The 25,428-nt window shown below is 41.0% G+C and carries 29 protein-coding genes; 21 read left to right on the top strand and 8 right to left on the bottom strand.

Going from position 1 to position 25,428, the window contains the following annotated elements; genetic code table 11:
- Positions 1 to 15 precede the first annotated feature (15 nt).
- The 6 genes from ACFPZG_RS12190 to recO are packed head-to-tail and all read left to right on the top strand — an operon-like array spanning position 16 to position 5,131.
- A complete protein-coding gene (locus ACFPZG_RS12190; RefSeq protein ID WP_283732226.1) occupies positions 16 to 2,142 on the top strand; it encodes an HD family phosphohydrolase in 2,127 nt (708 codons plus the stop codon).
- An 18-nt stretch (positions 2,143 to 2,160) separates the two neighbouring features.
- Entirely contained in the window at positions 2,161 to 2,631 is a 471-nt protein-coding gene (gene ybeY / locus ACFPZG_RS12195; RefSeq protein ID WP_283732225.1) for an rRNA maturation RNase YbeY, read from the top strand.
- Positions 2,632 to 2,638: 7 nt separating this feature from the next.
- Positions 2,639 to 2,986, top strand: a complete 348-nt coding sequence (locus tag ACFPZG_RS12200) for a diacylglycerol kinase family protein (RefSeq protein ID WP_317940760.1) — start codon at positions 2,639 to 2,641, stop codon at positions 2,984 to 2,986.
- Positions 2,987 to 3,010: 24 nt separating this feature from the next.
- Positions 3,011 to 3,424, top strand: coding sequence for a cytidine deaminase (locus ACFPZG_RS12205; protein ID WP_283732224.1), 414 nt, complete (start codon positions 3,011 to 3,013; stop codon positions 3,422 to 3,424).
- A complete protein-coding gene (era, locus tag ACFPZG_RS12210) occupies positions 3,405 to 4,319 on the top strand; it encodes a GTPase Era (RefSeq protein WP_283732223.1) in 915 nt (304 codons plus the stop codon). The genes ACFPZG_RS12205 and era overlap by 20 nt, the downstream gene beginning before the upstream one ends.
- A gap of 26 nt (positions 4,320 to 4,345) precedes the next feature.
- Positions 4,346 to 5,131, top strand: a complete 786-nt coding sequence (recO, locus tag ACFPZG_RS12215) for a DNA repair protein RecO (RefSeq protein WP_283732222.1) — start codon at positions 4,346 to 4,348, stop codon at positions 5,129 to 5,131.
- A gap of 113 nt (positions 5,132 to 5,244) precedes the next feature.
- Here the strand turns inward: recO and ACFPZG_RS12220 are convergent, their stop codons facing one another.
- Entirely contained in the window at positions 5,245 to 6,624 is a 1,380-nt protein-coding gene (locus ACFPZG_RS12220) for a glycine--tRNA ligase (RefSeq protein ID WP_317940759.1), read from the bottom strand.
- Between the two features lie 370 nt (positions 6,625 to 6,994).
- On the opposite strand from ACFPZG_RS12220, the gene ACFPZG_RS12225 reads away from it, so the two are divergent.
- From ACFPZG_RS12225 to ACFPZG_RS12270, 10 genes are all read left to right on the top strand, one after another.
- Positions 6,995 to 7,624, top strand: coding sequence for a helix-turn-helix transcriptional regulator (locus ACFPZG_RS12225; protein ID WP_381427416.1), 630 nt, complete (start codon positions 6,995 to 6,997; stop codon positions 7,622 to 7,624).
- A 39-nt stretch (positions 7,625 to 7,663) separates the two neighbouring features.
- The gene (locus ACFPZG_RS12230; RefSeq protein WP_283732221.1) at positions 7,664 to 8,479 is read left to right on the top strand and encodes a pyruvate, water dikinase regulatory protein; all 816 of its coding nucleotides are present in this window, start codon (positions 7,664 to 7,666) and stop codon (positions 8,477 to 8,479) included.
- A 199-nt stretch (positions 8,480 to 8,678) separates the two neighbouring features.
- Entirely contained in the window at positions 8,679 to 10,493 is a 1,815-nt protein-coding gene (dnaG, locus tag ACFPZG_RS12235; protein ID WP_283732220.1) for a DNA primase, read from the top strand.
- A 35-nt stretch (positions 10,494 to 10,528) separates the two neighbouring features.
- Positions 10,529 to 11,704 carry an RNA polymerase sigma factor RpoD gene (rpoD, locus tag ACFPZG_RS12240; protein ID WP_317940758.1) on the top strand — a complete coding sequence of 392 codons (1,176 nt, stop codon included), beginning with the start codon at positions 10,529 to 10,531 and terminating at the stop codon, positions 11,702 to 11,704.
- Positions 11,705 to 11,765: 61 nt separating this feature from the next.
- Positions 11,766 to 12,176: a hypothetical protein gene (locus ACFPZG_RS12245; RefSeq protein ID WP_283732219.1), complete on the top strand. Its 411-nt coding sequence runs from the start codon at positions 11,766 to 11,768 to the stop codon at positions 12,174 to 12,176.
- A gap of 90 nt (positions 12,177 to 12,266) precedes the next feature.
- Entirely contained in the window at positions 12,267 to 13,406 is a 1,140-nt protein-coding gene (locus tag ACFPZG_RS12250; protein WP_317940757.1) for an acyl-CoA dehydrogenase, read from the top strand.
- A gap of 163 nt (positions 13,407 to 13,569) precedes the next feature.
- Positions 13,570 to 13,938, top strand: coding sequence for a c-type cytochrome (locus tag ACFPZG_RS12255; RefSeq protein ID WP_283732218.1), 369 nt, complete (start codon positions 13,570 to 13,572; stop codon positions 13,936 to 13,938).
- A 121-nt stretch (positions 13,939 to 14,059) separates the two neighbouring features.
- The gene (locus ACFPZG_RS12260) at positions 14,060 to 14,341 is read left to right on the top strand and encodes a hypothetical protein (protein ID WP_283732217.1); all 282 of its coding nucleotides are present in this window, start codon (positions 14,060 to 14,062) and stop codon (positions 14,339 to 14,341) included.
- Between the two features lie 46 nt (positions 14,342 to 14,387).
- Positions 14,388 to 15,086 carry a tRNA (adenine(22)-N(1))-methyltransferase gene (locus tag ACFPZG_RS12265; RefSeq protein WP_283732216.1) on the top strand — a complete coding sequence of 233 codons (699 nt, stop codon included), beginning with the start codon at positions 14,388 to 14,390 and terminating at the stop codon, positions 15,084 to 15,086.
- The gene (locus ACFPZG_RS12270; protein ID WP_317940756.1) at positions 15,083 to 16,204 is read left to right on the top strand and encodes a Nif3-like dinuclear metal center hexameric protein; all 1,122 of its coding nucleotides are present in this window, start codon (positions 15,083 to 15,085) and stop codon (positions 16,202 to 16,204) included. Before ACFPZG_RS12265 ends, ACFPZG_RS12270 begins: the two co-directional genes overlap by 4 nt.
- A gap of 79 nt (positions 16,205 to 16,283) precedes the next feature.
- On the opposite strand, the gene ACFPZG_RS12275 is transcribed toward ACFPZG_RS12270, so the two are convergent.
- A complete protein-coding gene (locus ACFPZG_RS12275; RefSeq protein WP_283732215.1) occupies positions 16,284 to 17,264 on the bottom strand; it encodes a 4-hydroxy-3-methylbut-2-enyl diphosphate reductase in 981 nt (326 codons plus the stop codon).
- 64 nt (positions 17,265 to 17,328) lie between these two features.
- Positions 17,329 to 17,781: a VrrA/YqfQ family protein gene (gene vrrA, locus ACFPZG_RS12280; RefSeq protein ID WP_317940755.1), complete on the bottom strand. Its 453-nt coding sequence runs from the start codon at positions 17,779 to 17,781 to the stop codon at positions 17,329 to 17,331.
- 111 nt (positions 17,782 to 17,892) lie between these two features.
- Between vrrA and ACFPZG_RS12285 the strand changes: the two genes are divergently transcribed.
- Positions 17,893 to 19,194 (top strand): DEAD/DEAH box helicase, encoded by a 1,302-nt coding sequence (locus ACFPZG_RS12285; protein ID WP_317940754.1) that lies wholly within the window; start codon positions 17,893 to 17,895, stop codon positions 19,192 to 19,194.
- Positions 19,184 to 20,089, top strand: coding sequence for a deoxyribonuclease IV (locus ACFPZG_RS12290; RefSeq protein WP_283732213.1), 906 nt, complete (start codon positions 19,184 to 19,186; stop codon positions 20,087 to 20,089). The genes ACFPZG_RS12285 and ACFPZG_RS12290 overlap by 11 nt, the downstream gene beginning before the upstream one ends.
- Positions 20,090 to 20,130: 41 nt before the next feature.
- Here ACFPZG_RS12290 and ACFPZG_RS12295 read toward each other — a convergent pair whose 3' ends face one another.
- Positions 20,131 to 20,367, bottom strand: a complete 237-nt coding sequence (locus tag ACFPZG_RS12295) for a hypothetical protein (protein WP_317940784.1) — start codon at positions 20,365 to 20,367, stop codon at positions 20,131 to 20,133.
- A 123-nt stretch (positions 20,368 to 20,490) separates the two neighbouring features.
- On the opposite strand from ACFPZG_RS12295, the gene ACFPZG_RS12300 reads away from it, so the two are divergent.
- From ACFPZG_RS12300 to ACFPZG_RS12310, 3 genes are read left to right on the top strand one after another with little or no spacing between them, the layout of a single operon-like run.
- Positions 20,491 to 21,255: a metal ABC transporter ATP-binding protein gene (locus ACFPZG_RS12300; RefSeq protein WP_283732212.1), complete on the top strand. Its 765-nt coding sequence runs from the start codon at positions 20,491 to 20,493 to the stop codon at positions 21,253 to 21,255.
- A 2-nt stretch (positions 21,256 to 21,257) separates the two neighbouring features.
- Positions 21,258 to 22,124, top strand: a complete 867-nt coding sequence (locus ACFPZG_RS12305; protein ID WP_283732211.1) for a metal ABC transporter permease — start codon at positions 21,258 to 21,260, stop codon at positions 22,122 to 22,124.
- Positions 22,121 to 22,537 (top strand): Fur family transcriptional regulator, encoded by a 417-nt coding sequence (locus tag ACFPZG_RS12310; RefSeq protein WP_317940753.1) that lies wholly within the window; start codon positions 22,121 to 22,123, stop codon positions 22,535 to 22,537. Before ACFPZG_RS12305 ends, ACFPZG_RS12310 begins: the two co-directional genes overlap by 4 nt.
- A gap of 82 nt (positions 22,538 to 22,619) precedes the next feature.
- Here ACFPZG_RS12310 and ACFPZG_RS12315 read toward each other — a convergent pair whose 3' ends face one another.
- The 4 genes from ACFPZG_RS12315 to ACFPZG_RS12330 all read right to left on the bottom strand — a co-directional run bounded on the left by ACFPZG_RS12315 (position 22,620) and on the right by ACFPZG_RS12330 (position 25,294).
- Positions 22,620 to 23,204, bottom strand: a complete 585-nt coding sequence (locus ACFPZG_RS12315) for a 5' nucleotidase, NT5C type (RefSeq protein ID WP_283732210.1) — start codon at positions 23,202 to 23,204, stop codon at positions 22,620 to 22,622.
- Positions 23,201 to 24,325 (bottom strand): flavodoxin-dependent (E)-4-hydroxy-3-methylbut-2-enyl-diphosphate synthase, encoded by a 1,125-nt coding sequence (gene ispG, locus ACFPZG_RS12320; protein ID WP_317940752.1) that lies wholly within the window; start codon positions 24,323 to 24,325, stop codon positions 23,201 to 23,203. The genes ACFPZG_RS12315 and ispG overlap by 4 nt, the downstream gene beginning before the upstream one ends.
- 87 nt (positions 24,326 to 24,412) lie before the next feature.
- Positions 24,413 to 24,745 (bottom strand): hypothetical protein, encoded by a 333-nt coding sequence (locus ACFPZG_RS12325; RefSeq protein ID WP_283732209.1) that lies wholly within the window; start codon positions 24,743 to 24,745, stop codon positions 24,413 to 24,415.
- 45 nt (positions 24,746 to 24,790) lie between these two features.
- Positions 24,791 to 25,294, bottom strand: coding sequence for a DUF1189 family protein (locus ACFPZG_RS12330; RefSeq protein WP_317940751.1), 504 nt, complete (start codon positions 25,292 to 25,294; stop codon positions 24,791 to 24,793).
- Between the last annotated feature and the right edge of the window lie 134 nt (positions 25,295 to 25,428).

Raw genomic sequence — 25,428 nt, forward strand, 5'->3', positions numbered from 1 at the left:
CAGGGGGGATCAATCGTGTTCAAACCAGTGGTGAAGCTTTTCAAGTCATTGAAGTTCAAATACCTTTCTCTGTTTGTAGTCATCTTGGCGGCTATTGCATTATTTTCGTTGATGTATGGGAATGTAAAGCAAGAAACATATGAACTGCATGAATTCAAAATTTCTCCAAAAACGATTAGGTCCTTGAAAACAGTCGAGGATACCGTGAAAACAGAGCAGGAGAAACGTAGAATTGAAGCTGAAGTAACGCCTTTTTATCAATTCAATGAAGATATTTCGAAAAATAGGTCAGCGATAGCGACACAGCTTTTTGATATTATCATAGAAGCCAAACAGGTAAATGTTCCGGACCCCGATGATGAATCCAAAATAGTGAAGTCCCGCTCTGATCAAATAAAAGAAATCCGGACAAAGTTTACTAAGTTGGAGGAAGAAGAGCCGGGCTTAAGGCTGACCAATGAAGCGATAAGCAGCTTATTGAATGAAAATATTATTGAGTTAAGGAAAATGCAAAGGGAAGTCTCTACGATAATTGAAGAAGAATTATCAAAACCGATTCGAGGTGGAGATCTTTCTACAGTAAGGTACGAGGTAGAGAGGAAACTTCGTTTATCCGAGGCCATTAGGCCAGCTGTTTTGCAGACGTTAATCACACTCGGAAGATCCTTAGTTGTCGAAACTGAAACGATTAATAAAGAGTTGACGAATAAACGGATTGAAGAGGAGAAAAATGCGGTTGAATCGAAAAGGATTCTGCAAGGACAAGTAATTGTCCGAGAGGGGCAATTCATTGATTCCGAAATATATAGACAGTTAGAGTTGGCTGGCTTATTGACAAATCAATCCTCTTTAAAACCGATTATAGGACTGAGCCTTTTTGTATTGTTTGTGTCGGCAATTATTTATATGCATTTCCTGACATGGCAAGAAAAAAGCAATAAGAAGAAAAAGTCCTTGCTAATTGTTTATAGTATCTTTTTTATATTAGCTGTAATGATGAAACTAATTGGATTGATAGATAAGGAGTTTGATGTCCAAGTTGCATTTTTATTCCCGACTGCATTGGCGCCTCTTCTTGTGAAACTATTGACGAATGAGCGCTTGGCTTTCATGATGACGATAGTCACCGCCGCAACTGCTGGAATTATGCTTCATGAAGGATTCACTTCAATCATGCAAATGGAAATTGTCCTTTATATCCTATTTGGTGGGATCGTTAGTATTTATGTCTTAGGTAATAACGGAAGAAGGTCGAATATCTTAAGGACGAGTCTTGCCGTTGCTGCGTCCAATATTTTATTCATAGGGTTTTATTTATTAATGACTCAGTCTACATACGACCTAACGGAATTGATATTTTACCTAATTGTCGCTTTAACATCTGGAATAGTCTCTGGAGCGCTGACCATTGGACTAATGCCTTTCTTTGAATCAGCGTTTGGATTGCTTTCTGACATGAGGTTGATAGAATTATCAAACCCCAATCACCCATTACTGAAAAAAGTTCTTACAGAAACACCTGGTACATATCACCATAGTGTCATGGTTGCGAATTTAGCAGATGCCGCCTGTGAATCCGTCGGGGCTAATGGATTGTTGGCAAGAGTGGGAAGTTACTATCATGATATTGGGAAAACCGTGAGACCAAACTTTTTCATCGAGAACCAACATGGGACAACAAATCCACATGATGCTTTGCCACCTGAAAAAAGCCGTGATATCATTATTGCTCATGCTACTGACGGAGCAGATTTACTTGCGAAGCATAAGATGCCATCTGAGATCGTTGATATTGCTAGACAGCACCATGGAACAAGCTTTTTGAAATTCTTTTTTGTAAAGGCGAAGGAAATGGGACAGGATGTAGTTGAGGATGATTTCCGATATCCTGGCCCCAAGCCACAGACGAAGGAAATTGCAATCATTTCAATTTCGGATAGTGTTGAAGCTGCGGTACGTTCAATAAAAGAACCGACGCCGGAGAAAATTTCGAAATTGGTCAAATCGATTATTTCAAGTAAATTAAGTGATGGCCAATTCGATGAATGCGATTTGTCCATGAGAGAGTTGAAGACAATCGAGAACGTCATTTGCGAGACGTTGAACGGCATATTCCATAGCCGGATTGAATACCCGGACTGATAGGAGGAAGGCAAGAGAATGCTGGATATTTATTTCGATGACAGAACTGAAAAAGTGACCGATGATATTACAAAGCTTATTCAGGATGTATTGGATCATGCTGCTAAAATGGAGGATCTTAAGGGAAGTCCCGAGATTTCCATCACTTTCATGACAGACGAAGAAATACGCAAACTAAACGCTGAATACAGGGGAAAAGATAAAGCAACCGATGTTATTTCATTCGCACTTGAAGAAATGACAGAAGGTGAAGTTGCCATTGTACAAGAAGATGATATGCCCATTGTACTTGGGGACATTATTATCTCGGTCGAAACTGCAAATAGGCAAGCTGCGGAGTATGGTCATGATGAAAAACGTGAAATTGGTTTTTTAGCATTGCATGGTTTCCTGCATCTACTTGGATATGACCATATGACGGAAGATGATGAAAAGAAAATGTTCGGAAGGCAGAAGGATATTCTTTCTTCATTCGGCCTTGAAAGGTGACATAGAAATGCATCCTTTCTTCAAATCATTTCATTATGCTTATAAAGGAATACAACATTGCATTATCGCCGAACGGAATATGAAGTTTCATACAATTGCGGCCATCGGAGTTATTGTCGGGGGAATACTTACAGGACTATCAAAGATGGAGTGGATTATCATTATACTTCTCATTGGAGGAATGTTAGCCCTTGAGTTGTTGAATACTGCAATTGAAAGGACGGTCGATCTCGTAACGGAGGAATTCCATCCGTTAGCTAAGCAAGCTAAGGATTTGGCCTCCGGAGCGGTTTTGATATTTGCAATTTGTTGTGCAATCATCGGTATGATTATTTTCATTCCAAAATGGTTGTAATAATTAATCTCTAGGAGTGAGTTTATGGATAAAAATATATTAATGGATGAAGCAAAGCTTGCACGCGAAAAGGCATATGTGCCTTATTCAAAGTTTCCGGTAGGAGCGGCTCTTTTAAGTGAAGATGGCCAATTGTACCATGGTTGTAATATTGAAAACTCGGCATACAGTATGACGAATTGTGCGGAGCGGACTGCGTTTTTCAAGGCAGTCTCTGAAGGTGTTACAAAGTTTAAGGCGCTTGCAATTGTTGCAGATACAGAAGGCCCTGTTTCACCATGCGGAGCATGCAGACAAGTCATAGCAGAATTCTGCGATCATTCAATGCCGGTTTATTTGACGAATTTAAAAGGTGAGGTCCAAGCTACAACCGTTGGAGAATTGCTGCCTGGCGCTTTTTCCAAGGAGGATTTAGATTATGCAGAAGGACAGCAATAAATTTAAATCAGGATTCATTTCAATCATTGGACGTCCGAATGTCGGTAAATCCACATTTTTAAATCGTGTCGTTGGACAGAAAATCGCAATTATGAGCGATAAGCCACAAACGACAAGGAATAAAGTTCAAGGCGTCGTAACTACGGATGAATCGCAGTTGATATTCATAGATACTCCAGGTATCCATAAACCGAAGCATAAGCTTGGAGATTTTATGGTGAAGGCTGCACGAAATACATTAAAAGAAGTCGATGTCATCATGTTCATGGTGAATGCCAATGAGCCAATAGGCGGTGGTGACAGATTCATAATCGACTTATTACAAAATACGAAAACACCAGTCTTTTTAGTTATCAATAAAATTGATTTGGTTCACCCAGATAACTTGTTATCAACGATTACGTCATATACCGAAGTCTATGAATTTGCGGAAGTTGTACCATTATCTGCCCTTAATGGGAATAATGTTGAAAGATTAATGGAGACTTTGACGAAGTATTTGCCGGAAGGGCCTAAATATTATCCTGATGACCAGGTAACAGACCATCCGGAGCGCTTCATTATATCTGAATTGATCCGTGAAAAGGTTTTGCATCTTACACGTGAAGAAATTCCACATTCCGTGGCGGTTGTCATCGAGAAAATTGATCGTGATGAAACCCGTGGACTCGTTGAAGTTTCTGCAACAATTGTAGTTGACCGAGATTCCCAAAAGGGGATTGTGATCGGCAAAAAAGGTGCTTTACTAAAAGAAATTGGCACGAAGGCAAGACATGATATCGAAATGCTACTTGGATCGAAAGTGTTTTTAGAACTGTGGGTGAAGGTGCAGAAGGACTGGCGTAATAAGCCAGGCCAACTGCGTGAGTTCGGTTTCAGGGAAGATGAGTATTGAGTCGTTAATGAAAAGGAGTGACGGCCTTGCTTAATAAATGGGAAGGGATCGTTCTTAAAAGCATGCCCTATGGTGAAGCGAATAAAATCGTAACGCTCTACACCCGTGAAGCAGGGAAAATGACGGCGATGGCAAGAGGCGCAAAAAAGCCTGCAAGCCGTCTATCCGCTGTCACACAAACATTCACATATGGATTTTATCTTTTACGGTCGGGTCGTGGAATGGGTACTCTTGAGCAAGGGGAACCAATCGATTCAATGCGGCATATTCGGGAGGACCTCGAAGCTACGGCATACGCGAGTTATATTGTTGAGTTAATCGATCGATTGACAGAAGACCGTGGGGCAAGTCCAAACGTTTTTGGCTTGCTCCATGATGCGCTTCATGCAATCAATGAACAATATGACCCTGAAGCAATTTCGTTATTTGTTGAATGGAAGATGCTGCCAATTGCGGGCGTGCATCCTGTCCTTCATCAATGTGCAAATTGTGGGTCAACTGAAGGAGAATTCGCATTTTCTTTCAGAGAAATCGGCTTCCTCTGTCATCGCTGTTATCAAATCGATCCATATCTGATTCGGATCACTCCAACGCAACTTAGACTAATCCGAACCTTCTTCACGGTACCGATTCAGCAGGTCGGATCGTTGAAGTTAAAAAAAGCGACAAAGCAATTCATGAAAAAAATAGTTCGGACAGTATATGATGAGCAGGTCGGAGTACGTTTGAAATCGAGGTCATTTCTTGACCAATTGGAAAGAACCCCAGAATTATTGCCACAAAGAGAAAAACCACCGGAAGAAGGCGACTAACCTTCTCCTGTGGTTTTTATTATTTTTAAACTAATAATCAGTATGTTGATATTCCGTTGCTTGAAGTGGAAGGCGTCCGCCTGGAACGTAAAGCAACATTTTATTTTTTAGTATTAAAATTCCAGGTGCTTTTCGATGTATGCTTTTACGTCTGCGATTGGCATACGGACTTGTTCCATGGAATCGCGGTGTCTAACAGTCACTTGGCGATCTTCTTCAGAATCGAAGTCGTATGTGATACAGAATGGCGTGCCAATCTCATCCTGACGGCGGTAACGGCGTCCGATGGATTGAGAATCATCATACTGCACAGCGAAATGCTTACGAAGCTCTGCATACACCTCATCAGCGCCTTCAGCCAACTTCTTCGACAATGGAAGAACAGCTGCTTTGATAGGTGCTATAGCTGGGTGGAAACGCATCACAGTACGCTTATCGTCTCCTTCAAGCTCCTCTTCGTCAAACGCATCACATAAGAACGCCAATGTGACACGGTCCGCACCAACAGATGGCTCAATGCAGTATGGAATGTACTTATCGTTTGTAACTGGGTCTTGATAATGGAAGTCTTCTCCGGAATGTTCCATATGTCTGGATAAGTCGAAATCCGTACGGTTTGCAATACCCCAAAGTTCTCCCCAACCGAATGGGAATTTGTATTCGATATCAACTGTACCTTTTGAGTAATGAGAAAGTTCATCAGAACTATGTTCACGAAGTCGAATGTTTCCGACTGTCAAACCAAGGTCTACTAGCCATTTCTCAGAGAAATCTCTCCAATATTCATACCATTTCATGTCTTCTCCAGGCTTACAGAAGAATTCCAATTCCATTTGTTCAAATTCACGTGTACGGAATGTGAAGTTACCTGGTGTGATTTCATTACGGAAGCTTTTTCCGATTTGTGCAATTCCAAATGGCATCTTTTTACGCATAGAGCGTTGAACATTTTTAAAGTTCACGAAAATCCCTTGAGCTGTTTCAGGGCGTAGATAGATTTCATTTGCAGATGAATCAGTCACGCCTTGTGAAGTTTTGAACATCAAGTTGAACTGGCGAATTCCAGTATAGTCCATTGCACCACAGCTTGGGCAAACGATAGTATGTTCTTGGATAAGTGCCTCCATTTTTTCAAATGGCATCCCGTCAACTACAAGTTCGATACCTTTTTCATCTAATGCGTCTTCAATCAGTTTGTCAGCACGGTGCCTCGTTTTACATTTCTTACAATCAATCATTGGATCATTGAAATTCCCGATGTGGCCGGAAGCAGACCATACTTTTGGATTCATCAGAATCGCAGCATCCAGACCTTCGTTATAAGGGGATTCCTGGACAAATTTCTGCCACCAAGCGCGTTTAATGTTATTTTTCAATGCAATACCTAGTGGACCGTAATCCCAAGTATTTGCTAATCCGCCATAAATATCGGAGCCTGGGAAGACAAAGCCTCTTTGCTTCGATAAATTTACAATCTGTTCCATTGTTAACATAAAAAATCCCTCCAATTAAAATAAGCACCCATCCCCGGACATACAGTCCGAGGACGAGTGCATAATAACCCGCGGTTCCACCCCGATTGGTTGTAGAAACAACCCACTTAAAAAGTTTTTGGCTCCAGGCTGCCGTTTCATGCCTTTACGGGCTTCCACTGTCCCCGTTCGCTATTGTTGGCATTACTTATAGGCCTTTCCTCGCCTATTTAATTCAGTAATAGTGTAGCACGCTTTATGTCGCTCTGCAAACCAAATAGCCAATTACATAAAACAAAGTTAGTTAGGAAGCCATCGGGTTAGGAATTATTGTTGTAAAATGCTATACTATTCAAGTATCTATTATCGAACGATTAGGGCGGTGATTCATATGGAATTGAATAAGCGCCAGACGGAAATTCTTGAAATTGTGAAAGCAGACGGTCCCATCACTGGTGAACAGATAGCTGAAAGATTGAATTTGGCAAGAGCCACGATACGACCCGATCTAGCAATTTTAACGATGGCGGGCTATTTGGATGCAAGGCCGCGTGTCGGTTATTTCTATTCGGGAAAGAAGCCGACCCAATCGGTCATGGATGGCATGATTGGAATGAAGGTCGGAGATTTCCAGTCCATTCCTGTTGTTGTAAATGAAAATGTTACAGTCTATGATGCTATCTGCCAAATGTTTTTGGATGATGTTGGCACTTTGTTTGTTGTGGATAAAAATTCATTTCTAACAGGTGTTCTGTCCAGGAAGGATCTTTTACGAACAAGTCTCGGTAACAGTGAACTTGATAAAATTCCGGTACATGTCATTATGACGAGGATGCCGAATATAACATATTGTAAAAAGCAGGATTCACTTATTCAGGTGGCAAAAAAAATGATTGATCAACAAATAGACTCCCTACCAGTAATATACGCTAAAGAAGAAGGGCTAGAAGTAGTGGGAAGAATAACCAAAACTAATATTACACGAGCTTTCCTTTCGCTAGCAGAGGAACATGAATTATAAGCGGTGTGGCTTAGTGCATAAAGAAAAAGGAGTGATACAATGAGAAAGTTAACATTGTTCATCGTTTCCGATTCTGTCGGTGAGACAGCAGACCTAGTTGCCAAGGCAGCAGCGTGCCAATTCAGGCAGGACCTGGAAACTGTATCGATGAAACGCTTTTCACATGTTGAGGATGAATCCCAACTTAGGGAAATAGCGTATTTGGCTAAACAACAACAAGCCGTCATCATCTATACACTAGTGAAAAGCTCCATGCGTGAAAAACTTAAACAAGAGTGTCAACTTAATGGATTAAATTGCATAGATTTATTAGGGCCGATTGTCGAAGGGATCGGTAATTCACTGGGTGAAAAACCAAAGGAAGAGCCTGGGCTTGTCCGCCAATTAGATGAGGATTATTTCAAAAAGATAGAAGCGATAGAGTTCGCAGTAAAATATGATGACGGTCGGGATCCGAGGGGCGTCATGAAAGCAGACATAGTATTAGTCGGAGTATCTAGGACATCAAAGACCCCACTGTCTCAATATCTTGCTCATCGCAGTTTTAAAGTCGCGAATGTCCCACTTGTTCCTGAAGTTGACCCGCCCGAGGAATTATATAATATTGACCCGAAGAAATGCTTTGGTTTAGTCATTTCGCCGAATGTATTAAATTCGATTCGAAAAGAAAGACTGATTGTACTTGGATTGAAGGATGATGCAAATTATGCCCGAATCGAGCGGATTAAGCAGGAACTTGATCATTTTGAAAAAGTTGTATCGAAAATTGGTTGTAAAGTGATTGATGTATCAAATCGAGCTGTTGAAGAAACTGCAAACCTTATTTTAAGTGAATTACCAAATAGGCGTTTATAAAAAATACAAGAAAAGAAGGACCACCCGATGAGAAATGGTTGGTTCTTTTTTGCGGATTGTGTACAATAGTAAACTGGGTGTAAATTTTATAGAATTTGTTAAAGATGTATTTATAATAAGAACTTTTTTTGTCGAATAAGCAGGATTTATGAAAACTATCCCGAATTGAACTATGTAAGAGGGGAATGGTGATGATAGAATGACCAAAATTCCCGAAGAGACAATTGAGGCGATCCGATCTCAGACAGATATCGTCGATTTAATCGGAGAATATGTTCAACTGACAAAAAGGGGAAGGAATTGGTTTGGATTATGTCCGTTTCACGGCGAGAATACGCCATCCTTTTCCGTTGCAGAGGATAAACAATTGTTTCATTGCTTTGGATGCGGAGCTAGTGGCAATGCCATTACTTTTATCATGGATATTGAAAACAGTCCGTTTACAGAAGCAGTTTCGAAACTTGCAGATCGGGTTGGCATTGAGCTGGAAGTATCGGTAAACGATCGTACAAGAAATGGGAAGACAAGTGACTTTCAGCATATGATTGACGCCCATTCACTTGCAGCGAATTTTTATAGTCATTTACTGCTAAATACAGTAGAGGGTGAGAAAGCATTATATTATTTGGAACAAAGAGGATTTTCCCGTGACCTTATCGAAAAGTATGGTATAGGATGGTCCCTTGATGACCGAGAAGTGCTCACCCAGCTTTTACAACGAAAGAAATTTGAGATGAAGGAGATGGAGCGCGCCGGACTTTGTGTTATGAAAAATGACGGCACTGGGTATTTCGATAGATTCCGCGGACGTATCATGTTCCCATTGCATGACGATAATGGAAATGTTGTCGCCTTTTCGGGACGGGTATTATCAGACTCAAAAGAGGAAGCTAAATACTTGAATAGCCCTGAAACACCCATTTTTGAAAAAAGTCGTTTGCTTTATAATTTTCATCATGCACGTCTTAATGTCCGTAAAACGGGTAAAGTAATACTGTTCGAAGGATTTATGGACACGATTGCTGCAGAAAAAGCAGGAATTATGAATAGTGTTGCAGTCATGGGCACATCCTTGTCTGACACACATCTAACAAAATTGAAACGAATCGCCAACCAATTAATCATTTGTTGTGATGGCGATAACGCAGGCTGGGAGGCCGCCAAAAGGTTTGCTCTCCTTGCCGCACAAAAAGGGTTAGATGCACAAATTGCCCTTTTACCAGGGAAAATGGACCCGGATGAGTATATTTCTATAAACGGTGGCGAAGCATTTACTGAGAAAGTACTAGGGAATCCATACTCTTATATGTCGTTCATTATGGCCTACTATAAAAGGTCGAAGAACTTATCACATGAAAATGATGTGTTGCAATATATTCATGAAGTGATAGAGGAGCTTGCAACGAAAGTATCACCGGTAGAACGGGATTTAATGATCCGTCAATTATCGACTGAAACCGGTGTATCGTCCAACGCTCTAAATGAACAGATCATAAAAAAAGTCGGTCAGCAAGCAAAACAGGAAAAGGCGAATCAGTCGATTGGACAAGCCCCTCAAATTGCTATCAATATGCCGGAGCGTCAGCAAAACAGTATTGATCGGGCAGAACGACTTTTATTATGCCATCTGTTAAACGACGGGAATTTATTCGATAGGATTCGTGACGAGCACCAAGATCTTTTCATGCGAGAAGAGTACGCCACGATTTTTGTGAAACTTGCTGGGTTTTATGAACAGTCTGGCGAGCCGGATTTCCACAGATTCGCTGAGTCTTTGGAGGATCGTGAACTTCGAAAAATCGTCATGGAAGCGGCAATGCTTGAAAGGGATCCAGAATTTGCAGAGCAAGAATTTAGTGATTGCATACACCATCTAAAAAAACATAAAATTAGAAGACGCATTGACGAGATGATGCATGAATCGAAAGAAGCAGAGAAGATGAATGATTATACCCGGGCACTGGAGCTGGCCAGGGAAATTATACAGCTCCGGAAATCATTATCGGCAATGTAGGCCGGATTCTGGTGAATTAAGGAGGAACGGGTATTATGACTAAAAAAGAACAATCCGGAGAGATGGAACACGAGATGACTGTAGATGAAGTAAAAGCAGGTTTATTGGAAGCTGGTAAAAAAGCAGGGGAACTAACCCTTGAAGAGGTAACAGAAAAACTTTCTGTCTTTGAGATGGAGCCTGAGCAATTTGAAGAATTTCTTGATCAAATAGAGGCAGCTGGTATAGAAATGGAACGTAAAGATGATGAAGAGGAATCAAGCAAAGAAGAAGAGCAATTTGACCTGAATGACCTGAGCGTACCGCCTGGTGTTAAGATCAATGACCCCGTACGTATGTATTTGAAGGAAATTGGCCGCGTCGATTTGCTGACAGGAAATGAAGAAGTGAAATTGGCAATTGCGATTAAGGAAGGTGTGGAGGCGGAAGAGAAGCTTGCTGACATGAAAACTCCTGATCCCGAGCAATTAGAGCTTGTCGAGAAGGGTGAAAATGCAAAGAAAAAACTTGCAGAAGCTAACCTCCGTCTTGTAGTCAGTATAGCAAAAAGATATGTCGGACGTGGAATGCTCTTTTTGGACTTAATTCAAGAAGGAAATATGGGACTTATCAAAGCGGTTGAGAAATTTGACCATACTAAAGGATTTAAGTTCAGTACGTACGCAACATGGTGGATTCGTCAGGCCATCACACGGGCTATTGCTGACCAAGCGCGTACTATCCGTATCCCGGTTCATATGGTTGAAACGATTAATAAATTGATCCGGGTTCAACGTCAATTGCTTCAGGATCTTGGGCGAGAGCCTTCCCCAGAGGAAATTGGTGAAGAAATGGACTTAACTGCAGAAAAGGTAAGGGAAATTTTAAAAATTGCTCAAGAGCCGGTTTCACTTGAAACACCTATTGGTGAAGAAGATGATTCACATTTAGGTGATTTTATCGAAGACTCTGAAGCGCAATCCCCTTCGGACCACGCTGCTTATGAATTACTGAAAGAACAATTGGAAGATGTTCTTGATACGCTTACCGACCGGGAAGAAAATGTTTTACGACTACGTTTCGGTCTGGATGATGGCAGAACGAGAACTCTCGAAGAAGTCGGCAAGGTTTTCGGAGTTACACGTGAGCGGATCCGTCAAATCGAAGCAAAAGCACTTCGTAAGCTTAGACACCCGTCACGCAGTAAAAGATTGAAGGACTTTTTGGAGTGATCCGCATCGGCATTTTATGCCGATGCGTTTTATTATTTCCTAGGGTTCAGGGGGAGACATCGTGAGTAATCAACGGAAAAAGACCATAATAACAGAAATTAAATATTGGAAGGAAAATAAATTGTTACCTGAGCATTATTGTGATTATCTTATTACTCTATACACTCAAGGGGAACAAGAAGAGAATATCAATGCCTCAGATGCTATCCTTCCGAAAAGGAAAAAGAAATTAAACAAAAGCTTTATTTTTTTGCACCTTATATACATACTCTCTGGATTGATACTACTTGCAGTAAGCTTAAAAGTATGGGCAATCTATTTTGAGGGGCAAACAACATTATTGACTTTGCTCTTAGCCCTGAACTGCTTGCTGTGGTTTGTAATGGGTAGACTATTAAAATTGATCTATTTTACAATTTCAGGAGTTGCAGGCATCATTTTCATCATTACATTTATAGTCATGCATTTATAGAATAGTATCCTTCCAAAGAATGATTGTGATAATGCTTCGGATTTCGGTATAATAGTAATGTAAGCGTTCACAAAAAAGGGGATGTTAAAAATGAATTTTGATTTGACAGATGAGCAGCTGATGATTAGGAAGATGATGAGGGAATTTGCGGATGAAGTTGTTGCGCCAGGTGCAATAGAACGTGACCGTACAAAGGAATTTCCAATAGAGATTTTTAAACAGCTATCTGAAATGGGTATGATGGGGCTACCGTTTCCTGAAGAATATAGTGGGGCAGGGGCAGATACGACAAGTTTCGCAATCGTAACCGAAGAGTTAAGCCGTGCCTGCGCTTCAACTGGTATTACATATTCGGCGCATATCTCATTAGGTGGAGCACCGCTACATCTTTTTGGAACGGAAGAGCAGAAACGGAAGTACTTAACTCCAATCTGTACTGGGGAATCTTTCGGTGCATTTGGACTGACTGAACCGAATGCAGGGTCAGATGCGGGGGGTACTCAAACGACTGCAAAAGAAGACGGGGATGATTTCATCATCAACGGCTCAAAGGTATTTATAACGAATGCAAGTCATGCCAAACATCTTGCCCTTACTGCAATAACAGGTGAGAATAACGGTAAGAAGGAAATTAGTGCAATTATCGTACCGACAGATGCAGAAGGCTTTAAAGTGATTGATAACTATGAAAAGATGGGCTTGAATGCTTCGAATACAACAGAATTAGTACTTGAAAATGTAAGGGTACCGAAAGAAAACCTACTTGGAAAGCGTGGAAATGGGTTCAGGCAATTCCTTGTTACATTGGACGGTGGCAGGATTGGTATCGGGGCAATGGCTGTAGGTATAGCTCAGGCGGCTTTTGAAAGGGCGTTAAAATATTCTAAAGAACGAAAGCAGTTTGGAAAGGCATTATCAGAATTCCAAATAACGCAGTTTAAATTGGCAGATATGGCGATGAAAATAGAATTAGCTCGAAATATGGTATATAAGGCTGCATGGATGAAGGATCAAGGCAGACCATTCACGAAAGAGGCTGCAATGTGTAAGCTATATGCGTCTGAAATTGCGATGGAAGTAGCCGATCAAGCAATCCAAATTCACGGTGGCTACGGGTATATGAAAGAATACGAAGTCGAGCGTTATATGCGAGATGCGAAACTGCTCGAAATAGGCGAAGGGACTTCTGAAGTGCAACGAATGGTGATTGCACGAGAAGTTCTTAATTGATTTTCGTATAAAATTTCATAAGCTAAGAAAAAGTATGTCGAATTTGTCACAAACGTAGAATTGTATAGGGATAACTCTTTCAGTTTTCTACAGGATACAGTACAATATTAAATGTGCACTGTATAATTTTACAGAATAATTCCTGGTGAAGGAGGGTAATTCAATGAAAAGCAATCCTGTAGTGCCTTATATCCTGATTTTCGCGCTGGGATTAGGACTTATTTTCTTTATGTCCCTATACGGTCTTGATCAGAAAAAAGAAATTGCTGGGGCGGGTGAAGAAGGTCAAACAGAAACAGATGTAGCTACATCTGAAGATTTCGATCCTGAAAGCTTTACTCAAGGTCAATGTGTGAGCTGTCATGGTGGCGATCTATCTGGTGGATTTGGACCAACTCTTCACGGTCTAACTGACAAAGAAGCGGTTCATGACATCATTAAAAATGGTGTTGGTTCAATGCCTGCATTTGGAAGTAAACTATCTGATGAGCAAATCGATCAACTAACAGACTATCTTCTAACACTTAAATAAGAGCAAGAAGTCATCGAAACTTGGCAATAACTTGCCGTTTCGATGGCTTTTTTAATTTTTGTATGTTTTTAATTCTATCAGTGATTAGTAAATCAGTGACACCGGCATTCTATGGGAAGTCGTGGGCATTCTATGGGAAGTCCGCGGTGTTCTATGGGAAGTCATCGGCGTTCTATGGGAAGTCATCGGCGTTCTATGGGAAGTCGTGGGCATTCTATGGGAAGTCGTGGGCATTCTATGGGAAGTCCGTGGTGTTCTATGGGAAGTCATCGGCGTTCTATGGGAAGTCCCTAACATCCTATGGGAAGTCGTCGGCGTTCTATGGGAAGTGCCGCCGTTTCTACGGGAAGACGCCGTACTCTCCAACGAAGTACATTATCCCGTTTTTGTAAATTGGCAATGATAATGGAATCCCCTTATAATGGGGATATTGGAAAGGCGGGGTTTTATTGAATTCAGACAAACTATCTATGCGACTAACAGCAGTCGCTTCATATGTAGAAACAGGTGCAATACTGGCTGATATCGGGAGCGATCATGCATATTTGCCTTGTTATTTAATCCGCAATGAAAAAATTTCAAAGGCCATTGCGGGAGAAGTTGTAAAAGGCCCTTTTGAGTCGGCAAAGAAAAATGTTAAAAAAGAGGGATTTGAGAATAATATAACTGTTCGTTTAGGAAATGGTTTGCAAGCTGTCGAGGAAAGTGATGGCGTAGATACAATTACCATTGCTGGTATGGGTGGACCTTTAATCGCTTCCATATTACAGGAAGGCCACACTAAACTTGGGCAAGTGAAACGCATAATTACACAACCAAATATTCATTCTTCGTCAATCCGGGAATGGGCAGTGCAAAATGGATGGGTCATTATTGACGAAGAGATCCTTAAAGAAGACGGCAAGATTTATGAAATTATAGTACTTGAAAGAGGGCAAGCCAACTACGATGAACTTGAGATGAAATTTGGCCCTTATTTACTTAAAGAAAAATCTCCAGTTTTTATTGAGAAATGGGAAAGGGAATCGACTGAATGGAAAAGGATTCTTGGCTCGTTGGAAAAGGCGGGAGATACGGAGGAAATCTACCAGAGGAAGGAGCAATTACGGAAGGAAATTGAGTTGGTTGGGAGGGTATTAACAAATTGAAAAAGGTAAATGGGCATGAAATTATAGCTTTATTTGAACAATGGTCCCCTAAACGGTTTGCAGAAGATTGGGATCCGATTGGTTTACATATCGGCCAGCTGAACCGTCAAGTCGAGAATGTGTTAGTTACATTGGATGTCAATGAGGCTGTAGTTGACGAAGCAATCAAAAATCGTGCAAATTTAATAATTGCTCACCATCCACCAATCTTTAGCCCGATGAAAACAGTTTGGACGGATACACCCCAAGGTCGCCTTATCGAGAAATGCATTAAACACGATATATCTGTTTATGCTGCACATACGAACTTGGATGTAGCACCAGGTGGGGTGAATGACCTTCTTGCAAACCAATTGGGACTACTTGACTTGGAAGTGATGAGTCCAACCGTTTCAGATCCGTTGTACAAATTGGCTGTCTTTTGTCCAGTGAGTCATGCGGAACAATTACGAGCTGTTTTGGCACAGGCAGGGGCGGGAGCAATAGGAGATTATATCGGATGCAGCTTTACCTCAACCGGTACGGGAAGATTTATCCCGTCGACTGGTGCAAACCCGTTTATCGGAGAAGTTGGCAAGTTGGAAGAGGTCGAGGAGGAACGGATCGAAGTTGTGCTTCCTGGTCCGATCAGAGGAAAAGTTTTGAAGGCAATGCTTGCGGCGCACCCATATGAGGAGCCAGCATATGATTTTTTTGTGCTTGACCAACGAACCGAAGAATTTGGTCTTGGTAGGGTAGGCAATTTACCTGAGAAGATGGAACTTGAGCAATTCGCCATTTATGTAAAAGAAACATTCAAAGTTCCTGCTGTGAGAGTAGTTGGTAGTCCACAGAAGCAAGTACGTAAAGTTGCTGTGCTTGGTGGGAGTGGAAGCAAATATATCAAGGCGGCAAAACGAAAAGGTGCGGATGTTTTTGTAACTGGGGATATGGATTTTCATAGTGCGCAAGATGCTGAGTCATTGGATTTGGCAATTGTCGATCCGGGTCATCATGTAGAAAAGGTAATGATTACAGGCGTTGCAGAATATATGCAGCATGCCTCGCGTGAAAAAGGATATGAGGTTACCTTTATCCAATCCGAAATTGATACCGAACCGTTTCGATTTGTATATTAAATTAATACAAAAAAGAATAAAAAAAGTGCTGCCCAATATGTTAATAATTTAACGCGGGACAGCACTTTATTTAACTACCTTATTCGGTTACGGCATATGGTTCAATTCGCTTAACTGGTTCCGGGTTTTTGATTTTCGGTAAAATCTTCTCCAATTTGAACTTTCGTTCTGGTAAATGAGTGGATGGATCTTCCGGATCAAAGCTTTCAAGGAAATTAATCACTTCACGGACAATGATAGTCGGTGTAGAAGCTCCTGCGGTAACTGAAACGGTTTTAACATCTTTTAACCAATTAATATCAATCTCAGAAACATCCGATATGCGATAAGATGGTGTATTAGCGATTTCGACAGAAACTTGCGTCAGTCGATTTGAGTTATTGCTTTTCGGATCACCGACAACTATTAGAAGATCTGATTCGCCGGCTTGCTCCGCGACTGCTTCCTGTCTAACTTGAGTAGCAAGGCAAATCTCCTTGTGTGCTTCAATATGAGGAAACTTTTCTTTCAAAGCTTCCATAATATGAACGACATCCCACTGGCTCATTGTTGTCTGATTCGTAACAAGCAATTTCTCATTTTCAACCTCTAAATTCTCAACATCATCAAGCGTTTCAATCAGATGGACGGCATGAGGGGCTACGCCAATTGCTCCCTCAGGTTCTGGGTGATATTTCTTACCGATATAAATGATGTCATATCCTTGATCAGTCTTTTCTTTTATCAAGTCATGGGTAACTGTCACGTCTGGGCATGTCGCATCAATTGAAACGAGTCCTTTACGACGTGCTAGTTCCCTAACTTCAGGGGAAACGCCATGTGCCGTGAAGATGACAGTTCCCGTCTCAACCTTTTCAAGGATTTCCAAACGGTTTTTACCATCCAACGTAATAATGCCGTCCTCTTCAAATGCATCAGTAACATGCTTGTTGTGGACAATCATGCCAAGTATATAAATTGGTCTCGGCAATGATTTGTCGAGTGCCGCGTTTCTTGCAATAACCATTGCATCAACAACCCCGTAACAATATCCTCGCGGGGAAATCTTCTTTACTATCATTCGTTCCTCACTCCTCAAAAGAGATCTATATCTATTATAGCGGAGTTAGGCACCTGTTTCAAAATTATAAATTAGGTGGTTGGAAAATACGTGGATTGGAAATACCTGGAGTCGGGCCTGGCGTGCCTACCGGCGGCGTATTCCTTGCAACCGGGTTTGCTGCACCACTTGCTCCCCCAGCTGCCCCGGAAGTTGGTAGCGACTGAAATCCTTTATATAATCTCCACATGGCAGGAAGGTTCTGGAACATTGGTGCTATTTGCTGGACAAGTGGTGCATATTGCTGTGCGGTAGTTAAAAAACGGTTAGCAGTTTGCATGTATGCTTCCATTTTGGGAATGTTTTGTCCCTGTCCCTGCATGGGCGGTCCGAATTGATTTCCCATTGGAGACCCCCGAAAAGGTTGTCTCGGTGGCTGGCCGAAGAAGGGTTGCTGTTGTTGGCCGTACATCGGTTGTCTAAAGCCGAACGGCGAAGAATGTCCGCGTGCAAAAGGATAGAAGGATTCGTATCTCATGGATAACCCCTTTCATTTGGTCATGATAACTTTCACATATATACTATGCCAAAAACACATACGATGGAACGAAAATCATGCTACAATAGGAATACGTTAGGAGGCATATAAATGTCTAAATTCACTGATTATCAATTCAAACCATTCATTAGGGAAGCAATCGACCGCTTAGGGTTCAAAGAACCTACACCTATACAGAAGGAAATGATTCCTTTAATTTTAAAAGGGTCGAATGCAATTGGCCAAGCCCATACAGGAACAGGTAAATCGCATAGTTTCCTTATACCAATTGTTGAACGGTTGGACGAGCAAAAAGAGGAATTGCAAGCTGTCATTACAGCACCGACAAGAGAACTTGCAATGCAACTATATGAAGAATTAAACAAAATAATTGAAAACACGGCAATACGGAGCTCGATTTTGATCGGAGGAACTGATAAGCAACGTTCCATTGACAAATTGAAGTCGAAGCCCCATATCATTGTGGGAACGCCGGGAAGAATCCGGGATCTCGCTGAAAATGGAGCATTGTCAATCCATACTGCTACAATTTTAGTTGTCGACGAAGCGGATCTGGCTTTTGACATGGGATTCATCGAGGATATCGATCAATTCGCTTCAAAAATGCCAACGAACTTGGAGATGTACGTATTCTCGGCTACAATCCCCGAAAAATTAAAGCCATTTCTTGCAAAATACATGGAAAATCCTATCCATGTGCAAATTGGAAATAAAAAGCCATTGACAGAGGGAATGCAATATTCTCTTGTGCCGGTTCGAAGTATGGACAGAAAGAAAAAGTTGCTACATGTCTTGAATGCTATCAATCCATATTTGGCGATTGTTTTTACAAATACAAAGCAGAATGCAGATGAACTCGCGAATTATCTTGCTACGCAAGGCATTAAGGCAGGTAGAATCCACGGCGATTTGTCACCACGTGAACGAACAAGAATGATGAAACAGATTCGTGATCTTGAGTACCAATATATCGTAGCGACTGATCTTGCTGCACGCGGAATTGATATTCCTGGCGTCAGCCATGTCGTCAACTATGAACTTCCCGATGACTTGGAGTTTTTCATTCATCGTGTAGGTAGGACTGCGAGAGCGGGTCTTGAAGGTATTGCTATTACATTATATGAGCCTTCAGAGGACGATAAGATTGTCCAAATTGAAAAGATGGGTATCCCATTTGTCCATGAAGATGTGAAAAATGGAGAGTGGATAGAAGTAAAAGAGCGAAATGCACGGAAAAAGCGCGTCAAAGAAGTTGACGAACTGGATCGCAAAGCTGCATCCTTTGTCCGTAAACCTGACAAAGTTAAACCAGGTTACAAAAAGAAAATGGCAAAAGATATAGAGAAATTCAAGAAAAGGGAAAGGAGACTGAAACGCAAAAATGACAAATGATCAACCACTATTATTAGGTTCCCATGTTTCCATGAGCGGGAAAAAAATGCTCTTAGGTTCAAGTGAGGAAGCATTAGGATATGGAGCGAGCACTTTCATGATTTATACGGGTGCTCCGCAAAACACACGTCGAAAAGCAATTGAGGAGCTGAACATCGAACAGGGGCTCCTGCATATGAAAGAGAATGGATTATCCAATATTGTTGTCCATGCACCTTACATTATCAATATCGGGAACACAACAAAGCCCGAAACGTTCAGATTGGGCGTTGACTTCCTTCAAAAGGAAATAGAAAGAACAGCAGCCCTCGGAGCCAATCAGATTGTCCTTCACCCTGGTGCTCATGTAGGTGCGGGTGCCGATAAAGGGATTGAAAAGATTATTGAAGGGTTGAATGAAGTCCTCTCCGAAGATTCCACAGTGCGAATAGCCCTTGAAACGATGGCTGGGAAGGGCAGTGAATGTGGAAGGAATTTTGACGAGATTGCCAAAATTATCGATGGCGTTAAGAACAATGAAAGGCTTTCCGTCTGTTTCGATACTTGTCACGTTCATGACGCAGGCTATGATATCGTTAATGATTTTGATGGTGTATTGGAAGAATTCGACCGGATCATCGGCAAAGATCGAATTTCTGTTATCCATGTCAATGATAGTAAAAACGAACGCGGTGCGATGAAGGATAGACATGAAAATATCGGGCATGGGCATATCGGCTTTGAACCACTTAGCTATATCGTTCACCATCCGGACTTTGCGTTGATTCCAAAAATCTTAGAAACACCTTTCGTTGGTAACGATGCTAAAAACAAGAAAGCTCCATATGAGCAGGAAATCGGTATGTTGAAATTGAAACAATTCCAACCTGAGCTACGAGAGCTTTTATTAGTCTAAAAAAGAAGTCCCGCCCTTACAATAGCAAGGGCGGGGCTTTTTTAAATCATATCTAAATACTGACGAAACAATTCCTCACCTTTTTTATCCCCAACAGCATTCTTTACTTTATCCAAGAAGCTTTCTGGTATTCCTGTAAATAGCCAATGAAATGAAATCTCGTCAAGCAATGGACGTAATGCCCTTATTTCATTTACGGATAAATTAATGCCATATGCATCCGCCAACATTTTCGCTTCTTGATCACTTTTCGTTTTTATCTCATTTAAAATTCTCATGTAATCCAAAATTAACCATTCCTTCTCAATTAGTTGTGCCCAGCCATCACTTCGTATATAATTTTACAAGTAATCGTAATCGTTCCTGTTTACAACAAGGAGATAATAGAAAGGATTTTTCATTTGAAAAAGTCGATTATTGAATGTGAAGATGTATATTTTCAGTATGAAGATTCTACTGTTCTTGAAGAAATTACACTAGAAGTGAAAGAGGGCGAGTTTTGGGCGCTTATAGGTCCGAACGGTTCCGGCAAATCAACGTTGATCAATATTATTTTAGGTCTAAAAAATCCCGATCAAGGGATTGTTAAGTTATTTGGTGAAAATGTGGACTCATTCCGGCAGCGGGAACGGATCGGCTATGTCTCACAGAAATCCAATTCATTCAACACGGGCTTTCCAGCTACAGTACTTGAAGTTGTAAAAAGCGGCCTTACCGCAAAGGTAGGATTGTTTAAAGCTTTTTCCAAACAAGATGAGCAGAGGGCGATGGAAGCATTGCGGATTGTTAAGATGGATGCATTTTCAACAAAGAATATTGGAGAATTATCCGGAGGGCAACAGCAGCGAGTGTTCATTGCGAGAGCATTGGTTGGAAAGCCTGACTTACTAATAATGGATGAACCAACTGTAGGAATTGACCAGAAAAACGTTGCTTCGTTCTATTCTATGCTCAATGAATTAAACCGTGAGCATGGTATTGCGATATTGCTTGTTACCCATGAAATTGATTTAGTAACCGACCTTGCAACGCATGTGGCTTGTTTGAATCGGTCAATCCATTTCCATGGCAGAAAAGCAGAATATCAGAATATGGATGATGCTGATATTTCGAAATGGTATGGTCATCCTGTAAGGCGCGTTCATACCGATCGGAAGGGGGTATAACGTTGATCAGTGCTTTATTGACATATGAATTTCTTCAGAATGCATTCTTATCTGGACTGATTATCGGTATCATTGCTCCTTTGTTAGGCTTATTCATTGTTGTAAGAAGACTTGCACTGATAGCGGATGCATTGAGCCATGTTGCACTAGCAGGCATTGCGGGAAGCCTTTTCCTCAGTCAATCGGTGCTGTTTTTTTCTGCTCTAAACCCAGTTTACCTTGGAATGGCGACGGCAGTTGGAGGCTCGCTTTTGATCGAAAAACTGAGAGGTGCCTATAAGCATTTTGAGGAACTTGCCATACCAATTATCCTATCTGCTGGAATTGGTTTTGGAGCAATCTTCATTTCTTTGGCTAAAGGGTTTTCATCTGATTTGATGGGGTATTTATTCGGTTCTGTTTCTGCTGTCAGTCGGCAGGATTTATGGATAATCGTCATTATTGCTATTATTGTTATTGTCTATATCCGATTAGTCTATAAAGAGCTATTTGCATTATCCTTTGACAGCGAATATGCAAAAATCTCAGGAGTGCGTGGCAAAGTAATTCAGACAATTTTTATGATTATCGTTGCATTGGTTATTGGTGCTTCCATGAGAATAGTAGGTATCTTACTTGTATCATCATTGATGACTATTCCCGTTGCGGCTGCAATACAGCTTGCAAAAAGTTTTAAAGGGGCCATGCTGTACTCACTAATTATCGGTGAGCTATCTGTTATCATCGGTTTATTTTCGGCGTACTATCTTGATATTGCCCCAGGAGGTACAATTGTCATAACTTCCATCGTCATTTTACTCGCAGTCTTAGGGTGGAATAAAGTGAAAGGTAGAAAACGAAACCGGATTGTGAAGGGGGAATTTGCATGATGTTAGATGAAGCTTGGATCATTCTACAAGAAAATCAACTCAAGCGGACTAAAAACCGAGAAACAATTCTTGAGTTTTTTGCTGAGAATGACAGGTATTTAACGGCAATGGAAGTTCGGAATTTTATGGCTGCCGATAATCCGGGCATTAGCTTTGATACGATATACCGCAATTTAGCGTCATTTTCCCAACTTGGTATTTTGGAAGAAACGGAGTTAAACGGTGAACGTCACTTCCGGATGCAATGCGATCACGGAGTACATCATCATCATTTTATTTGCACAACATGCGGAAAGACGAGAAATATACTACACTGCCCGATGGAATCGATTTCGGTAAATTTACCTGGTTACGAAGTTGAAGGACATAAGTTCGAAATCTACGGAAAATGTCCGGTTTGTACAAAAGCGTAGGGTGCCTGCTTAGGCCCGAAGCTGGACGGCATTGATAATATAAAAGGAGTGGGAATCCCATTATAGGGTCCCACTCCTTATTTTATTTCACACTTTCTATTAGTGGAAACAGTTTATTGATCCATTCATTTGCTTCTTGCCAATTTGTTACTCGTATAACCCCTTCAGGAATCGGTTCGCGATTGTATGGGGTGTCAAAAAGAAAGACTGGAATACCCAATTCTTCATGTATCCCAACTGCATTATCATGCTTATCTTCAAAAAACGCGTCAACTTCAAACTTTCTCGCAGACTCTATTTTTTCATGGCTGCCGATTAATTCGATATGATCGTAAGGAATTTCCTCACGTTCGAACCATTGAACTGTACAATCCAAAACATTTTTTCCCCGTGCCGAAATATAGAACAACTCAAAACGCTGTTGTAATTCCGAAAGAATCATTTTAGCATGTTCCTGAGTGGGGGATGTTTCATAAATCGTAGTTTCAGCCTGACGATACCATTCATAGAACTCTTCTTCATTGACCGGGAAAGCCTTCGTTAAGTCGTATTCCTTTATATCATCTAAAACTAAATTACATCCAAATTGTTTATTGATATGCGGGAGTAGGGAAGTAGGACATGTTACAGTCCCGTCGATATCAATACCAAAACGGAATTCCCTCATTCAGCGGCTCCGCTTTTTAATAGAAGCTCTTCTTGACGCTTCTTTTCAAAGTATTCTTCAGCCAATTTATCGATTTCCATTTTTAACTCTTCAACCATTGTTTCCTCAGGAACTTTCCGGACCGTTTTACCTTTCATGAAAAGAAGGCCTTCCCCACGTGCGCCGGCAATGCCTATATCTGCTTCTCGTGCTTCTCCCGGGCCGTTTACCGCACAACCTAATACAGCCACCTTCAAAGGAGCCTTGATCGTTGAAATATACTCTTCAACTTCATTGGCGATGGAAATTAGATCGATTTCGATACGACCACATGTCGGACAAGAGATAAGTGTTGCGGCATTCGATGAAAGTCCAAATACTTTCAATAGCTCGCGAGCAACTTTAACTTCTTGCACAGGATCAGCGCTTAAAGAAACACGAAGTGTATTTCCGATACCTGCTGAAAGCAATGTCCCGAGTCCTGCGGCACTTTTAATAGAACCTGCGAAAAGGGTACCAGATTCTGTAATACCAAGATGTAAAGGATAGTCAAAAGCAGCTGCGGCCTTCGTGTATGCTTCTACCGCGAGATTCACGTCAGATGCTTTCAATGAAACGATAATATCGTGAAAATCCAAGTCTTCTAATATTTTAATATGATGCAATGCACTTTCAACCATTCCATCTGCCGTAGGATATCCGTATTTTTTAAGGATATGCTTTTCAAGAGAACCGGCATTTACACCAATCCGAATTGGAATTCCTTTAGCTTTAGCCGCTTTAACAACAGCTTCCACTTTTTCTTGCCGTCCGATATTTCCAGGGTTGATCCTGATTTTATCGGCACCTTGTTCAATTGCGATTAACGCGAGTTTATAGTCGAAATGGATGTCAACAACTAACGGAATATTGATTCGCTCTTTAATAGCTCCAATTGAATAGGCTGCGCGTTCATCAGGGCAAGCTACACGAACAATTTGACAGCCCGCTTCCTCTAAACGCAATATTTCAGCAACTGTAGCCTCAACATCATGTGTTTTCGTTGTTGCCATGCTTTGGATGAACAACTCATCACTGCCGCCAATTGTCAAATTGCCTACACGGACAGGACGTGTTTTGGATCTGTGTGTCATTTCATTCATGGATTCTCTCTCCTTAAAAACTCATAACTACTTTCTATTTTAGCAATCAATCATATGAAAAGACAAGGGACTGAGTCTAAATCATCTTTAATTGCAGTTGTTCACACCCGTTTTGGAAAGTGGAAGCTTGACGGTCAGGCCGCCTACTATTTCCTGGTTTTGAAGATGGGGATTAAGGGAATAGAAGGTAGATAGTCTTTCTACAAATGTCATATTCATATCCGGATACATTGATAATAGCGTTTCAATTGTATCGCCTTCTATCGTAGTGACGCTTATTGAGTCAATTGTTGATTCGCTGCAAGGCTGCGGTGCTGTATCCCCGTAAAAAGCAGCCAGAGGGATTGTCCCTTCTGAAAAGTCAATTCGGATAATATGGATGGCTATAAAAATAATAACGGCTATTAATAAAGTGCGCATGGTCATTCCCCCTCGCGATACTATATGCGAGAAATGGGAAAGTATTCATTTTGGCGCGTTTGGATAATACTTGAGTGTTACAAAAATATAGCAGATATGAATTAAGGACGACAATACTGAACTAATGGTTTCAGCAGAAGGGAAGAAGTCCAGTACAATCGTTATTAATAAAGGAACAGTCGCTGCAATTGCCGTCGTCCTCCATAAAAAACGATACTCCACACGTTTTTTTCTCAACTTTCCAATGAGCATTCCGATAGCTGCAAAGATACTAATTCTAACAAATACATAAAATGTGGCAATGACAAATTGAATAACAAATGCCATAGGATAAAGTAGTCCGCCAATTGTTTTACTATAATCGTCCAATTCTGGACTAGTTTCAAAAAGTGCAACATCCCCAAAAACAAAAAGGCTGAATGAGATCAAAGTCATTAACAGGATGAAAAAGAAAGCAAAGCGGATCACCCTTCCAATTGGAAGGAGACGGAATGCCGCAAGCTTTTTCGGTTCATGAAAGCCAGCAAGTAATAATTGGTGAAACTTCACAATACAACCTCCTTCAACTATTAATAGTTTATCATTTTCTTAATTTAAAAAGGCAAATATGGTTGAAATGCATATTTGACAAAATGATGGCAGTATCTTGGTGAATTGTTAAGGGAATGTAAAGTTTTAGCTGT

This window comes from Sporosarcina thermotolerans (genome assembly GCF_042658975.1).
Taxonomy (GTDB): Bacteria; Bacillota; Bacilli; order Bacillales_A; family Planococcaceae; genus Sporosarcina; species Sporosarcina thermotolerans.

What these genes read in the sequence shown, in the direction of transcription:
- ACFPZG_RS12325 (WP_283732209.1), bottom strand. Translation starts at nt 24,745, where the DNA reads ATGCGCACTTTATTAATAGCCGTTATTATTTTTATAGCCATCCATATT.
- ACFPZG_RS12205 (WP_283732224.1), top strand. Translation starts at nt 3,011, where the DNA reads ATGGATAAAAATATATTAATGGATGAAGCAAAGCTTGCACGCGAAAAG.
- ACFPZG_RS12295 (WP_317940784.1), bottom strand. Translation starts at nt 20,367, where the DNA reads ATGAGAATTTTAAATGAGATAAAAACGAAAAGTGATCAAGAAGCGAAA.
- ACFPZG_RS12225 (WP_381427416.1), top strand. Translation starts at nt 6,995, where the DNA reads ATGGAATTGAATAAGCGCCAGACGGAAATTCTTGAAATTGTGAAAGCA.
- ybeY (WP_283732225.1), top strand. Translation starts at nt 2,161, where the DNA reads ATGCTGGATATTTATTTCGATGACAGAACTGAAAAAGTGACCGATGAT.
- ACFPZG_RS12275 (WP_283732215.1), bottom strand. Translation starts at nt 17,264, where the DNA reads ATGATAGTAAAGAAGATTTCCCCGCGAGGATATTGTTACGGGGTTGTT.
- era (WP_283732223.1), top strand. Translation starts at nt 3,405, where the DNA reads ATGCAGAAGGACAGCAATAAATTTAAATCAGGATTCATTTCAATCATT.
- ACFPZG_RS12200 (WP_317940760.1), top strand. Translation starts at nt 2,639, where the DNA reads ATGCATCCTTTCTTCAAATCATTTCATTATGCTTATAAAGGAATACAA.
- ACFPZG_RS12220 (WP_317940759.1), bottom strand. Translation starts at nt 6,624, where the DNA reads ATGTTAACAATGGAACAGATTGTAAATTTATCGAAGCAAAGAGGCTTT.
- ACFPZG_RS12290 (WP_283732213.1), top strand. Translation starts at nt 19,184, where the DNA reads ATGACAAATGATCAACCACTATTATTAGGTTCCCATGTTTCCATGAGC.
- ispG (WP_317940752.1), bottom strand. Translation starts at nt 24,325, where the DNA reads ATGAATGAAATGACACACAGATCCAAAACACGTCCTGTCCGTGTAGGC.
- ACFPZG_RS12315 (WP_283732210.1), bottom strand. Translation starts at nt 23,204, where the DNA reads ATGAGGGAATTCCGTTTTGGTATTGATATCGACGGGACTGTAACATGT.
- dnaG (WP_283732220.1), top strand. Translation starts at nt 8,679, where the DNA reads ATGACCAAAATTCCCGAAGAGACAATTGAGGCGATCCGATCTCAGACA.
- vrrA (WP_317940755.1), bottom strand. Translation starts at nt 17,781, where the DNA reads ATGAGATACGAATCCTTCTATCCTTTTGCACGCGGACATTCTTCGCCG.
- ACFPZG_RS12250 (WP_317940757.1), top strand. Translation starts at nt 12,267, where the DNA reads ATGAATTTTGATTTGACAGATGAGCAGCTGATGATTAGGAAGATGATG.
- rpoD (WP_317940758.1), top strand. Translation starts at nt 10,529, where the DNA reads ATGACTAAAAAAGAACAATCCGGAGAGATGGAACACGAGATGACTGTA.
- ACFPZG_RS12310 (WP_317940753.1), top strand. Translation starts at nt 22,121, where the DNA reads ATGATGTTAGATGAAGCTTGGATCATTCTACAAGAAAATCAACTCAAG.
- ACFPZG_RS12255 (WP_283732218.1), top strand. Translation starts at nt 13,570, where the DNA reads ATGAAAAGCAATCCTGTAGTGCCTTATATCCTGATTTTCGCGCTGGGA.
- ACFPZG_RS12230 (WP_283732221.1), top strand. Translation starts at nt 7,664, where the DNA reads ATGAGAAAGTTAACATTGTTCATCGTTTCCGATTCTGTCGGTGAGACA.
- ACFPZG_RS12285 (WP_317940754.1), top strand. Translation starts at nt 17,893, where the DNA reads ATGTCTAAATTCACTGATTATCAATTCAAACCATTCATTAGGGAAGCA.